This is a genomic window from Streptomyces sp. O3 (assembly GCF_054788135.1).
In genome coordinates this window covers 1-15,232 of the sequence record NZ_JBTVYK010000089.1, presented here as the reverse complement: position 1 = coordinate 15,232, position 15,232 = coordinate 1, and the positions used below count along the sequence as shown (strand labels likewise).

At 74.7% G+C, this 15,232-nt stretch carries 2 protein-coding genes; both read left to right on the top strand.

Annotation, left to right across the window (positions count from 1 at the left end; genetic code table 11):
* Positions 1–233: 233 nt before the first annotated feature.
* Complete coding sequence (locus tag ACX6XY_RS28830; protein ID WP_460337135.1) at positions 234–14,042, top strand: SDR family NAD(P)-dependent oxidoreductase; 13,809 nt, start codon at positions 234–236, stop codon at positions 14,040–14,042.
* 17 nt (positions 14,043–14,059) lie between these two features.
* On the top strand, positions 14,060–15,232 hold a 1,173-nt coding region (locus tag ACX6XY_RS28825), incomplete at its 3' end, for a MupA/Atu3671 family FMN-dependent luciferase-like monooxygenase (protein ID WP_460337132.1).

Sequence of the window (15,232 nt, the reverse complement as noted above, 5' to 3'; positions counted from 1 at the left end):
CCGGAATACGCGATGACCTGTAGCGTCTCGGGGGCTCGGAGTTGTGTATAAGAGCCCGGCTACCCCTTCGAGCCCGCCCGGCACTGGGCCACCGCCCCCGCGCCGGGAACCGGCGCCGCCGCGGAACCGGACGGCGACGAGGACATGCTGCAACTGCTCACCGACCTGCGCGACGGCGCGAGGTCACTCGACGAGGTCGACGACATGCTCGTCGTCGGGGACGGGGGAACCAAATGAAGGCAAGCCCTGAAGCGGCCAAACGCGAGATCCTGGCTCGGGTGCGCCGCGGCGAACTGGACGTGACCGAGGCCGCCGCACTGCTCCGCCGGCAACTCAGCGGCCAGAGCGGCCAGGGCGGCCAGAGCGGCCAGGGCAGCCAGCCGCGAGAGACGGGCCAGCCGCGCGAGACGGGCGGGCAGGACGAGACGGTCCACTACGCCGCCGGGTGGACGCGCCCCGCCCCCGCCCCCCGGCCAGCCCCGCTCGACGACGCCCTCGTCTTCGCGGTCCGGCCGGGAGCGACCGCCCAAAGCCCGGACCAGGCCGGGCAGTTGGTCATCCCCGCGGGCGACGCGGGCGCGGCCGACTGGCCGCGCCTGTGGCGCACCGCGCGCGAGAGCCGCCCCCGCACCGAGCGGATCGTCCTCGACGTGCGCGAGGCGTCCGGACCCGAGGCGCTCGACGCCGCGTTCGCCCTGACCAAGACGGTCATCCAGGACCGCACCCCGGACACCGTCGCCCTCGCCGTGCTCACCGGCGGCGCTCCGCACTCCGCCACCGCCGACGCCCTGGGCGGCCTGTGCCAGATCGCGGCCCAGGAGGACCGCCGCATCCACGCCGTCGCCGTCCACGTACCGGACGACGCGGCGACCGACGCGGCGACCGACCCGGTGGGCCTCGCACTGGCCGAACTCGCCCTGCCCACACCCGGCGCCGCGCAGGTACGCCACGACGCCGCCGGGCGCGCCAGCCGCACCCTCACCCCGCTGCGGGCCAGCGCCGCGAGCCCCTGGCGCGACCGCGGCGTCTACCTCGTCACGGGCGGCGCGGGCGGCGTCGGCGCCGGGCTCGCCCTGCTCCTGGCCCGTCGGCACGCGGCGCGCCTGGTGCTCCTGGGCCGCTCCGGCGCGGGCGACGCCACCCGTCGGCTGATCGCGGACATCCGCGCGGCGGGCGGCGACGCGATCTATGTGACAGCCGACGTCACCCGGCGCGCGGACGTGGAGCACGCGGTGGCGCGGGCCCGCGCCGAGTTCGGGCCGCTGACCGGCGTGCTGCACGCGGCGGGCGTCAACGAGGACGCGTACCTGGTGAACAAGGACCCCGACACCGTGCGCCGGGTCCTGGCCCCGAAGGTCGTGGGCGCGCGGGTACTCGACGAGGCCACCGCGGCCGAACCGCTGGAGACGTTCGTCCTGTTCTCGTCCGTCGCCGCCTACATCGGAGGCGCGGGGCAGAGCGACTACGCGGCCGCCAACCGCGCGCTCGGCGCGCTCGCCGCGGCCCGCGCCGAGCGGGTCACGGGCGGCGACGGCCGCCAGGGCGTCACCGTCGCCGTCGCCCTGCCGCTGGTCGAAGGCGGCGGCATGGACCTGGACGCGCGCGACAAGCGGGCCGCGCGCGAACTGCACGGCATGGCCGCCATGCCCGCCGACACCCTCCTCGACACCCTCGGCGCGGCCCTCGCGTCGGGCCGCCACGAGGTGTTCGCGATGTACGGCGACGGGCAGCGCATCCGCGCCTACGTCGACCAGCACCTAGCCGACCGCGCCCCCGCCGCCGAGACCGCCGCCCCGACAACGGGCGACGCCACCGATGCCACTGACGCCACCGACACCGCCGACACCGCCGACGATGCCCAGGGCGGCCCCCTCGCTCCCGCCGCCGAGCGGTATCTGCTCGACCTGGTCTCCGGCGTCATCCGGCTGCCTGCCGGGCAACTCCGCGCCGACCAGGAACTGTCCACCGTCGGCGTGGACTCCGTACTCATCAAGCGGATCACCACCCGCCTGGAGGACCGGCTCGGGCCGCTGCCCGCCACACTCCTGTTCGAGCACCGCACCGTGGCCGAGCTGAGCCGCTACCTGGTCAGCGACCACGCCGACGCGCTCCGCGCCCTGCTCGACCGCGAAGCCCCGGCCCCCGAGCCAGCCGTCCAGACCCTGCCGCTCCCGGACCCCGCCCCCGCCCCCACCGCCGCACCCGCCGCCGACCGGCGAGACCCGCGCCCACGGACCGACGAGCCCATCGCCATCGTCGGCGTCGCCGGACGCTATCCGGGCGGCGACGACCTCGACGACTTCTGGGCGACTCTGCGCGACGGGAAGGACGCCGTCACCGAGGTACCGGCCGAGCGCTGGGACCACTCCCGCTACTACGCGCCCGGCGAGCGCACCGGCGGCCGCACCTACGCCAAGTGGGGCGGCTTCATCCAGGGCGCCGACCGGTTCGACGCCCGCTACTTCGCCATCTCGCCGCGCGACGCCGAACGCGCCGACCCCACCGAGCGCGTCTTCCTCGAAGTGGCCTGGTCGGCCCTGGAGAACGCGGGCTACTCACGCCGCCTCCTGCACGAGCGCACCCGGCGCGGCGACCAGCACGCCGTCGGCGTCTTCGTCGGCGTCACCGCCACCTCGTACAAGCTGATCGGCGCCGAGGAATGGGGCAAGAACAACCCCGTCGTCGCCCTGTCGATGGACTTCTCCGTCGCCAACCGGCTCTCCTATCTGCTCGACGCCCACGGGCCCAGCCTCGTCGTCGACACCGCCTGCTCCTCCTCGCTGACCGCGCTGCACCTGGCCGTCGAGTCGCTGCGCCGCGGCGAGTGCGAGATGGCGATCACCGGCGGCGCGCACATCCAGACCCACCCCATCAAGTACGGGGTGCTCTCCGACATGCGGCTGCTGTCCACCGACGGCCGCTGCCGGGCCTTCGGCGCGGGCGGCGACGGCTTCGTGCCCAGCGAGGGAGCGGGCGCGCTGGTCCTCAAGCCGCTGTCGGCCGCCCGCCGGGACGGCGACCACGTCCACGGCCTGATCCGCGGCGTGAGCGTCAACCACGGCGGCCGCACCAACGGCTACACCGTGCCCTCGCCCCGCTCCCACGCGCGCGTCATCACCGCCGCGCTGGCCGACGCCGGAGTCTCGGCGGGCGGCATCGGCTACGTCGAGGCGCACGGCACCGGCACCGCGCTCGGCGACCCCATCGAGATCGAGGGCCTGCGCCGGGCCTTCGCCGAACACACCGACCGGCTCGGCTACTGCGCGATCGGCTCGGCCAAGTCCAACATCGGGCACGCCGAGTCCGCCGCGGGCGTCGCGGGCATCACCAAGGTGCTGCTCCAGTTCGCGCACCGCAGCCTCGCACCGTCGCTGCACAACGCCGAGACCAACCCGAAGATCGACTTCTCCGCGTCGCCGTTCACGCTGCAGCGCGAGCTCAGGCCGTGGGACCGCCTGGAGCCGGAGCTCCCGCGCCGCGCCGCCGTCAGCTCCTTCGGCGCGGGCGGCTCCAACGGCCACGTCATCCTGGAGGAGCCGCCGCGGCCGGTACGCCACGACCCGCCAGACCGGGGCGAGACCGAGCGCCTGATCGTGCTGTCCGCGAAGACCGACGAACGGCTGCGCGAGGTCGCCCGCCGACTGCACCGCCACCTCGACACCGACACCGACACCGATACCGACACCGACGTCGACGACGCCCCCGCAGCCGACCTGGGCGATGTGGCCCTCACCCTGGCCACCGGCCGCGACGAGCTGGAGAGCAGGCTCGCCGTCACCGCCCGCACCGTGCCCGAACTGTGCGGCCGCCTGGCCGAGTTCCTCGCCACCGGCGCCGCGCCCGGCCTGGTCACCGGCCGCCTCGACCCCGCCGGTCCCGCCCCCGCGGGCGTCGAGCGCACCCGCGAACTGCTCGCCGCCCGCGACCTGCCCGCGCTCGCGCGGCTGTGGGTCGAGGGCGCCGAGGTCGACTGGAGCGGTGCCTTCGACGGCGCGCGGCGCGTCCCGCTGCCGTCCTACCCCTTCGCGGGCGAGCGCCACTGGGTCGCCACGACCCCGCCGCCGCCCGCCGACGGCGCCGCGCCGCGCGGCCTGTTCGGGCCGCTCGACCGCGTCGTGCCCACCCTGGACGGCGCGGTGTACGAGGCGGACCTGCGCCGTGCCGACCAGATCGTCGCCGACCACGTGGTCACCGGCCGCGCCCTGCTCGCCGGGGTCGTCCAGCTCCAGATGGCCCGCGCGGCCGCCGAAGGCCTGCGGCGCGGCGTCGTACGGGAGATCACCGACGTACGCTGGCGCACCCCGGTCGAGATACCAGGCGACGGCACGAGCGTCCGCGTCGCACTCACCGAGACCGCACTCACCGAGACCGCGCCCCCTCAGACCGCGCACGCCACGGAACACACCGCGCACACCCTGGACTACACACTCACATCCGCCGCGTCCGGCGGCACCACGCCCCACGCGACCGGCACCGTCCACCTCACCGGCCAGACCGCGCCCGCCGAGCCCCCGCCCGCCGCCCTGGACCTGGCCGCGCTGCGCGCCCGGTGCACCGTACGCCACGAGGGACCCGCCTTCTACGCGTCCGCCGAGCGCGGCGGACTCGCCTACGGGCCGCTCTTCGCCCGCCTCGCGTCCGTACGCTCCGGCCCCGACGGCGAGGCGCACGGCGAACTCACCCCGCCGCCCGAGACCGACGCCCCGGCCTGGGCCGTGGAGGCCGGGGTGCTCGACGGCGCGCTGCACGCCATCCACGGCGTACTGCCCGACCCCGGCCCCGGCCACCCGCCGCCGCTGCCCGCGTCCGTGGCCAGGGTCGCCGTACACGGACGGGTCGGCGACGCCCACCATGTGCACGTACGGCTGCGCGACCACGACCAGGAGCGCGGCACGGCCCGCGTGGACGTGACCCTCGCCGACCAGACCGGCGTGCCGGTCGCGGCCTTCCACGACCTCCGCATAGCCCGCCCCGCGGCCGCCGCCCCGGCCGCCGCGACCGGGTCCGGCGACCAGTCCGTACGCGCCCTGCGCACCGCCTGGCGCGTCCGCGAAGCCCCCGCCGAGCCCGCCGAGCCCACCGCCCCGCCCACCGGCCAGACCCTGATCCTCACCACCGCCCGCGACTTCGGACTCGGCGCCGCACTCGCGGACCGCTGCCAGGGCGCCACGCTGCTCCGCCTGGACGCGCCCGACGCGGCGGACCCGGACGGCCCGCTGGCGCGGGCGGTACGGGAACTGCCGCAAGGCAGCCGTATCCACTTCCTCGGCGGGATCGACGACCGCCTGTACGGCGCCCACGACCTCGCCCACCTGAACACCGCACTCAACGAGGGCTGTCTGGCCCTGTTCCGCCTCGCCCGACTGCTCGCCGACACCCGCCCCGCGGGGCTCCGCCTGACCGTCGTCACCAGCGACGCCCAGCAGGTCGACGAGGACACACCGGCCCGCAACCCCTACGCCGCGGCCCTGACCGGGCTCGCCAAGTCCCTGGCCCGAGAGCTGCCCGCCACCCAGGTAGCCTGCCTCGACCTGGACCGGCGCGCGGCGGCCCGCGGCGGCGGCGAACTGCGCCGCCTCGCCGCCGCCGTGGCCGCCGAGCCCGCGTCCTTCCCCGTCGAGGAGATCGCGCTGCGCGGCGGCATCCGGCTCGCCAAGACCCTGCGCCCACTCGCCCTGCCCGAACCCGCCGCCGACGCCCTGCCGTTGCGCCACGGCGGCACCTATCTGCTGGTCGGCGGCACCGGCGGCCTCGGCCGGGCGATCGCCGACCACCTCGCACGGCGATACGCGGCCCGCCTCGTCCTGGTCGGCCGCAGGCCCCGGAGCGAGCTGCCCGACACGCTGCTCGCCGACCTGCGCGCGGCGGGCGGGGACGTCGTCTACGAGCAGGCCGACATCGCGGACCCCGAGGCCGTACGCGCCCTGGCGGCCCGCACCCGCGAGCGCTTCGGCGCGATCAACGGCGCGGTCCACGCGGCCTTCACGCTCGCCGACGGCCTGCTCACCCGCATGGACGAGACCACGTTCCGCGCGGCCCTGCACGCCAAGGCGCACGGCACCGTCGTCCTGGCCGAGGCCCTGGCGGGCGAACCCCTGGACTTCCTGGCGCTGTTCTCCTCCGCCGTCTCGCACCGCGCCAACGCCGGACAGTCCAACTACAGCGCCGCCTCCACCTTCCAGGACGCCTACGCCCTCCACCTCGCGGCCCGCACCCAGTTGCCCGTCAAACTCTTCAACTGGGGCCTGTGGAGCGAGAGCGGCTCGGTCGCCACCGAGGACTACCAGCGCCGCGTCGCCCGCTTCGGCGTCGCCGGACTCACCGACGCCGAGGGCGTCGCCGCCTTCCGCCGAGTGCTCGGCTCCCCGCTCACCCAGGCGACCGTCCTGAAGACCACCGGCGACGACCCGCTCGAAGGCGTCGAGGACACACCCCCCGACACGCTCCACACGCCCGGCGACGGCCGTGCCGTGCACACCGCGGCCGACGGCGCGCTCGGCGTCCAGCGCGCGTCCACCGTGCCCCCCGGATACGTGGCCCGACTCGACGACTTCGCCCGCCGCGAGATCCTGCACGCCCTGCGCGCGGCGGGCCTGCCGCGCACGGCCGCGCGGGCCCGCACCGCGTCCGAACTCGCCGCCGACCTGGGCGTCGTGGACAGCCAGCGACGCCTGTACGACGCGCTGCTCGACGCGCTGCGCGGCGGCGACCTCGCCTGGGAGGAAGACGGCCGCCTCGCCTTCCCCACCGACCCGTACGAGACCGAAGGCCGCACCGGACTGCGCGAACGCCTCGTCGCCGACCACCCGTTCTGCACCCCGGCCGTCGAGCTCATCGCCGACTGCGCGGCGGCCCTGCCCGAGGTGCTCGCCGGACGCCGAAAAGGGCTGGAGATCCTGTTCCCCGGCGGTTCCTCACACCGGCTCGCGGGCCTCTACCACGACGACCCGCGCTCCAAGCACTTCAACGCCATGTGCACGGCCGCCGTCGTGCACCGCGTCGCCGAACTGCGCGCCAGCGACCCCGAACGGCCGATCAGCGTCCTGGAGATCGGCGCGGGCACCGGCGGCACCAGCCGCCCCCTGATGGCCGCGCTCAGGGAACAGGCCGCGGACAGCGCCCGCCCCGCACCCGCGTACGTCTACACGGACCTCTCGCCCGCCCTGGTCCGCCAGGCGGCCGAACGGTTCGGGCCCGACTACCCCGAGGCGGAGTTCCGCACCCTGGACATCGGCGCGGACCTCACATCCCAGGGCTTCGCCGACCAGCGCCACGACGTCGTCGTCGCCGCCAACGTCCTGCACGCCACCGACGACCTGCGCACCACCCTGCACCACGTGGCGGCCCTGATGCGCCCCGGCGCCCTGCTCGCCGTCAACGAGTCGACCGCCGTACTCGACGCCGTCACCCTCATCTTCGGCCTGACCGAGGGCTGGTGGCTGTACGGCGACGGTCATCTGCGCCTGGCGCACTCGCCGCTGCTCGGCCCCGAGGCGTGGGGCGCGGTGCTCGCCGAAGCGGGTCTGCGGGGCGTACGCGCCTTCGCCGCCACGCCGGGGGACGACGCGTACGCCGACCAGAGCCTGGTACTCGCCGAACGCGGCAACATACGCGCCGCGGGCCCAGGACCTGTCACTGTCCCGCAGCCCTCCGCTCAGCCCTCCGCCGAGATCCCCGAGCGCTCCCCGGCCCCGAGCACGGGCGGGGAACGCGACCGGCTCGCCGTGCGGCTGCGTACGCTCTTCGCCGCCAGCCTCAAGCTGGCCGAAGACGAAATCGACCTGGCCGCACCCCTGTTGACGTACGGCGTGGACTCGCTGGTCGTGATGGACGTCCAGGACCTCCTGGAGCGCGACCTCGGCGAGCGGATCACGTTCGGCGAGGCGATCGACGGCAAGACGCTCACCGAGGTCGCGGACCTCGTCCTCGCACGCGGGATCCCACTCCCTGACACCGAGCCCGCCGAACAGCAGCCCGCCGAACAGCAGCCCGCCGAGCGGCCGCACCAGGAGCCCGCGCCTTCGGCCACCACCCCGGCCACCGCCCCGGCGGACGTCCCCATCGCGATCGTCGGCGTCGCCGGACGCTATCCGGGCGCCGACGACCTGTGGACCTTCTGGGACAACCTGCGCGAAGGACGGCGCTCCATCGGCGAGATCCCGGCCGACCGCTGGAGCGCCGCCGACCACGGCGCACACCGCTGGGGCGGCTTCCTCGACGGCGTCGACCGCTTCGACTCCCTGCTGTTCCGCATCTCGCCCCGCGAGGCCGAACGCATGGACCCCCAGGAACGGCTGTTCCTGGAGACGGCCTGGGCCGCACTCGAGGACGCGGGCGTGACCCGCGCCCGCCTGGAGGCCGACGCGACGCACGCCACCGGAAGCGGCGTCGGCGTCTTCGCGGGCGCCATGCACCACCCGTACCAGTTCCTGGTGGCCGAACGCTGGGGCCGCGGCGAGCGGGTGCACGGCAACTCGTCCGCCTGGTCGCTCGCCAACCGCGTCTCGCACTGCCTCGGCTTCTCCGGCCCGAGCATCGCCGTCGACACCGCCTGCTCGTCCTCGCTCACCGCACTCCACCTGGCCTGCGAGTCCCTGCGCGGGGGCGACTGCGGCGCGGCGGTGGCGGGCGGCGTGAACCTCATCCTGCACCCCAGCCACCACCTGGAGCTGACGGCCGCCAAAATGCTGTCAGGCGACGGGCACGGGCGCGCCTTCGACGCATCCGGCGACGGCATGGTCACCGGCGAGGGCGTCGGCGCGGTCGTCCTCAAACCGCTGCCCGACGCGCTGCGCGCGGGCGACCGCGTCCACGCGGTCATCGTCGGCTCCGCCGTCAACCACAACGCGGGCAACTCGACGTACACCACCCCCGACGCGGACGCCCAGGCCGCACTCGTCACCAGGGCGCTGCGCCGGGCGGGAGTCGACCCGGACACCGTCCAGTACGTCGAGGCCGCGGGCACCGGATCGCCGCTCGGCGACCCGGTCGAGGTCGAGGCGCTGCGCCGGGTCTTCGACCGCCGCGCGGACGAGGGCGCACCCGTGCGCGTCGGCACCCTCAAACCCAACATCGGCCACCTGGAAGCCGCGTCGGGCATCGTCCAACTCACCAAGGTGATCCTCCAGTTGCAGGCCGAGACGCTCGCCCCGACGGTCGACGTCGCGACGCCGCTGCCCGGCCTGTCCCAGGAGGACGGCTCCGCGCTGCGCCTCGTACGCGAGCCCACCCCGTGGCCCGACAGCGGCGTCCGGCGCGCGGCCGTCAGCTCCTTCGGCGCGGGCGGCGCCAACGCGCACGTGATCCTCGAATCCCCGCCGCCGGCGCCGCCCAGCGCGCCGCCGTCCGGCACACCGTCCGAGGGCGCGCAGCTGATCACGCTCACCGCCCGCAGGCCCGAGGCGCTGCGCCGACTCGCCGCGCGGCTACGGGACTTCCTGCGCGGGCCCGGTACGGGCGCGTCCCTCGCCGACGTCGCCCACACCCTGCGCGTCGGCCGCGAGCCGCTGCTGACGCGCACCGCGCTCGCCGCCGCCGACCTGCCCGAACTGACCGACAAGCTCGACCGGTTGGCCAACGGCGACCTGGTGCGCGACCCGGACGTCGACCTTCTCGCACCACCGTGGGCGGACGCGGCGCGCCGCTGGGCCGACGGCGGCGACGTGGACTGGCGCCGCGAGTCCGCGTCGACCGGGCGGGTGGTCTCCCTGCCGTGCTACCCGTTCGCCCGAGACCGGCACTGGCTGCCGGAACCCGCCGCACCGGAGCCGCGGCCCTCGCAGCCGTCCCCGCTGCCGCCCCTGAGCACCGGTGACGACATCCCCGTACCGGAGGTGACGCCTGTGGCGTCCTCACCCGAGCCCGCCCCCGCCCCCGAGCCCGACCTCGTGGAGCGCACCCGTGAGCGGGTGTACGAGGTCGTGGTGGCCGCCGTCGGCACCGTACTCGGCCTTCCGGCCGAGGAGGTCGGCCCCGACGAGCACCTCAGCGACTTCGGGTTCGACTCGGTCACCATCACGGAACTGGCGGCCCACCTCGCGGGCGAGCTGGGCATCGACATCCTGGCCCCCGAGCTGTACGCGCACACCGACGTCGCCTCGCTGGTCGCGGCCCTGGCCGTGCGGGTCCCGGCCCCCGATTCCCCGACCGGCACCGGCCACCGCGCACCCGTACTCGACCCCGACCCCGAACCCGAACCCCAGGCCCCCGCCCCGACGACCGCCCCGGCCGCCGCCATGGACGATCCCATCGCCATCGTCGGCATGGCGGGCCGCTTCCCCGGCTCCCCGGACCTGGACACGTACTGGGAGAACCTGGCGGCGGGCCGCGACCTGGTCGAGGAGATCCCCGCGGACCGCTTCGACTGGCGGGACATCTACGGCGACCCGCGCCAGGACCCCGACAAGGTGCCGTCCCGCTGGGGCGGCTTCCTGGACGGCGTCGACCGCTTCGACCCGGAGTTCTTCCGGATCTCGCCGCGCGAGGCCCGCGCCATGGACCCACAGCACCGGCTGTTCCTCCAGGCGGTGTGGCAGGCCGTCGAGGACGCGGGCCACGACCCCATGTCCCTCCAGGGAACCAGGACCGGCGTGTTCGTCGGCGTCGGCTCCAACGAGTACGCGCAGCTGCTGCTCGCCAGCGGCGCCGAGGTCGACGGCCAGGCCGCCACCGGCAACGCGCACAGCGTGCTGGCCAACCGGGTCTCGTTCCTGCTCGGCCTGCACGGCCCGAGCGAGCCGGTCGACACCGCCTGCTCCAGTTCGCTCACCGCGCTGCACCGCGCCGTCCAGGCGATCCGCACCGGCGAGTGCGACGCCGCACTGGCCGGCGGGGTCAACACGGTCCTCTCGCCGACCGGGTTCCTGACCTTCGGCAAGTCCGGGATGCTGTCGCCCGACGGCCGCTGCAAGACCTTCGACCACCGGGCCGACGGCTATGTGCGCGGCGAGGGCGTCGCGGCGGTCCTGCTCAAGCCGCTGTCCAGGGCGCTCGCGGACGGCGACCATGTGCACGCCCTCATCCGGGGCACCGCCGTCAACCACGGCGGCCGCGCCACCTCCCTGACCGCGCCCAACCCGCAGGCGCAGACCGACGTCATCGTGCGCGCCCACCGCGCCGCGGGCGTCACCGCCGACACCGTCTCGTACATCGAGGCGCACGGCACCGGCACCGCGCTCGGCGACCCGATCGAGGTGAACGGACTCGTCGAGGCCTTCCGCGAACTGGGCGGCGGCGAGGGCACCGGACACTGCGCGCTCGGCAGCGTCAAGACCAACGTCGGGCATCTGGAGACCGCCGCGGGCGTCGCCAGTCTCGTCAAGGTGGTCAAGGCGCTCCAGCACCGGCAGCTGCCGCCCTCGCTCCACCTGGAACAGGTCAACCCGCTGATCGACCTCTCCGCCACGCCGTTCCGTCTGCTCGACGAGCTGGTGGAGTGGAAGCGGCCGTCCGACGGCCACGGGGGCGAGGCGCCGCGCCGGGCCGGGATCAGCTCGTTCGGCTTCGGCGGCGTCAACGCACACGTGGTCGTCGAGGAGTACGGGCCCGACGCGTCCCGATGCGCCGACGGGCCAGCCGAGGACGGGGCGGGCGGCCCGCACCTGTTCGCGCTGAGCGCGCGCACCGAGGACCGGCTGCGGGTGTACGCGGACACGCTGGCCGCCCACCTCGACCACACCCCCCACCGCGCCGCCGACGTGGCGTACACGCTGCGCGTCGGCCGCCCGCACCTGGAGGAGCGGCTCGCGATCGTCGCGGACACGCTGCCCGAACTGGCCCAGCGGCTGCGCGCCTTCGCCGCCGGGGCGGGCGGCCGCGAGCCCCACGGCACCGGTGCTGTCGAACAGCTGGCGGTCCGGTGGGTGCGGAGCAAGGAGGCCGACCTGTCCGACCTCACGGACGCGGCGCCGGGTCGGCGCGTGTCCCTGCCGACCTACCCCTTCGCCGACGGCACGTACTGGCTGCCCGCGCCCGCGCCCGCAGCGCACTCAGGATCTGACTCACGAAAGGAGACTCAGGAGGTGGACACGATCGGTATCACACCTGATCTGGCATGGGAAGTACGGGAGTTGGTGGCCCAGGGAGTCGGTCTGTCGGCGGAGGAGATCGAACCGGCGAAGGATTTCGCGGCGTACGGGATCGATTCGATCGTGGCGTTGCGGATCATGCAGCGGTTGCAGGCGCGGTTCGGTGATGAGATTCCGATGGCGGCGATCTTCGAGCACTCCACGCTGGAACGTCTCGTCGCCCACATCGCGTCCCTCAACCCCGCCCCGACCACCGAGCCCACCACGACCACCACGACCACCACCCCGGCCGCCACCGCCCGCGTCATCCCCTTCGTCCCGGACGCCACCGGCGTCCCCGTGTACTGCCTGCCAGGCGACACCGGCGAACTCAGCTGGCTGACCCACCTCCAGCAGGCCTTCGCCGACGGCGGCCCGGTACTCGGCGTCGAGCCGCCGGGCTTCCGCTCAGGGCAGGAACCCCTCGCCTCGGTCACCGCCCGCACCGACGCCGCCGTCGCGGCCGTACTCGCCGACCGGCCTCAGGGCCCCTACCGCGTCGCGGGCCAGGGAAGCGGCGCGGTGATCGCCTTCGAGACCGCCCGCAGGCTCACCGAAGCGGGCCACCAGGTCGACGAGCTCATCCTCGTCGGCGCCCCCGAGCCGGGCGCCGCGACCCCGCGCGGACTCGGCGCGCTCACCGGCGCGTTCGGCACGGTGTGGGGCGCCTACCGCTGGCTCGGCGCGGACGTCGCGACCAGCGGCACCGCCGCCGACGCCGACTTCGCGGACGCGGCACGCGTACTCACCGCCCACGCCAACCCGCCGATGCCCGAGGCGGCCCTGACCGGCTGGCTGCGCGAGGCCCACGCCCACCGCGCCGCCCTGGCCGACGGCCTCACGACGTACCAGCCGCGCCCCCTGGCGGGACCGGCCCGCACCACCGTGATCCGCGCCCTCGCCGGCGGGCAGCCCGCCACCGGCGACTGGCAGCGGCTGCTCGCCGAGGCCCCGCACACCGTCGACCTGCCCAGCCGCCCCGACTACCTGACTTCGGCGGGCGCCACCACCGACCTGCGCCGCGCCCGGCGCGCCGAGACCGAAGGGCCGCGCCCTGAACGGCGGTTCATCACCAGCATCAACCGCGCGGGCGACAAGCAGCGCTCGTACTGGATGCACCACATGTACGGCGACGTCAGCTACGGCCTGTATCTGTCGCGCTACCTCGGCGCCGACTACCCGCTGCTCGGCGTCGAGCAGATCGACCTGGACGCCAACCTGCACCGGTTCGACACCTTCCAGGAGATGTGCGCCGCCTACACGGACGCCATCCGCGCCGACTGCCCCGGCGGCCCGTTCACCCTGGCCGGATCGTCCTTCGGCGGCGTCGTCGCGTACGAGGTCGCCCGCCAGCTGATGCACCACGGCGAGCGCGTCCACTCCATGGTCATCGCCGACGGCATCATGCCGACCACGCCCGCCTGGGCCGGAGTCGACTGGTCGTCCCTGACGGACGACGAGTCCGAGAGCCTGCCGCTGATGATGCTCGGCAACTCCTACTGCCACCGGTGGAACATCACCGAGCTGATCAAACTGGAGTCGCTGCTGGGCATGGACGTCGACGCCCAGCTCCAGAAGATCGCCCGGCACGTCGTGGACAAGGCTCAGGCGAAGCTCGCGTACGACAACATCCTGCTGCTCCTGCGCCGCACCAACGACGCCTTCAACCAGAATGTCAGGCTGCTCACCGAGTACGTTCCCCAGCCGCTGCCCGAGCCCGTCGACGTGACGTTCTTCCACGCGACGCAGGGCTTCGTGGGCGCGGACAACCCGGCCGGGCTGCCCGCGATGCGGCGGCTCGACGGCGACCGCACCAACGGCTTCGGCCGGTTCGTCGGCAAGCCGCTGCGCGTCCACGACGTGGACGCCGACCACTTCACGATCGTCCACGACGCGGGCCTGCGGACCATGGCGGAGCTCATGCCCCCCGCGCTCGGCGGCCCCGCGGCCCCCCAGGCCGGTGATCTGATCCAGTGAGGAACCCCGAGGACACCATGGAATTCAGCGTCTACTTCTTCGCGGCCAACGACGACAACTCCTTCGGCGACCGCTACCGCTTCATCCTGGACGTGGCCCGCGCCATCGACCCGCTCGGCTTCAAGGCCATCTGGACGCCCGAGCGGCACTTCCAGGAGTTCGGCGGCAGCTTCCCCAACCCGTCCGTGCTCAGCGCCGCCCTGGCCGTGGCCACCGAACGGCTCGAACTGCGCGCCGGGTCCATCGTGCTGCCGCACCACCACCCGGTGCGCGTCGCCGAGGAGTGGGCCCTGGTCGACCAGCTCTCCCGAGGGCGCACCGGCCTGTGCGTGGCCACCGGCTGGCACAGCGGCGACTTCGTCTTCTTCCCGGACAACTTCGACCAGCGCCGGGACGTCGCCTTCGGCAACATCCCGGTGCTGCGCCGCCTGTGGGCGGGCGAGACGGTCGACTTTCCGGGACCCGGCGGCCAGACCCTCCCGGTACGCACCTATCCGCGCCCGCACCGCGCCGAGCTGCCGCTGTGGATCGTGCACTCATCCAACCCGCAGACCTGGGTCAAGGCGGGCGAGCTCGGCACCAACGTGCTGGCGCTCGTGGACAGCTGGGAGCGCCTCGAAGGCAACATCGCGGCCTACCGCGAGGCCCGCGCGGCGGCGGGGCACGACCCGAGCACGGGCGTCGTCACGGTCGGCATGCACACCTACGTCGGCGACGACGAGGACGAGGTGCGCACCCTGGTGGCCGAGCCCGTACGCCGCTACATCGACACCTTCCTGACCCAGAAGAGCAACGACGCCACGTCGGGCGCGATGACACCGGCGGAGAAGGAGGCCCTGGCCAAGCTGGTCGCCGAGGACTTCTACGAGCGCCGCTCGCTGCTCGGCACCGAGGAGAAGTGCGCGGCCGTGGTCCGCCGCGCCCAGAGCGTCGGCGTCAACGAGATCGCCTGCATGGTCGACTTCGGCCTGCCCTTCCCGACCGTCCTGGACGCCCTGCCGAAACTGGACGCCCTGCGCGCCCGCTTCGCCGCCGACCCGGCCCCCGTCCCCGCCGCCTCGTCACCCACCGCGGCACCCGCCCCGGCCCCGGCCTCGACCCCGGCGGCGCCCGAGCGCCCCCGTACCTGTCTCTTATACACAAATCCCAGCCCACCAGACGCTACAGGTCCCCTGGTATGCCGGGGTGGG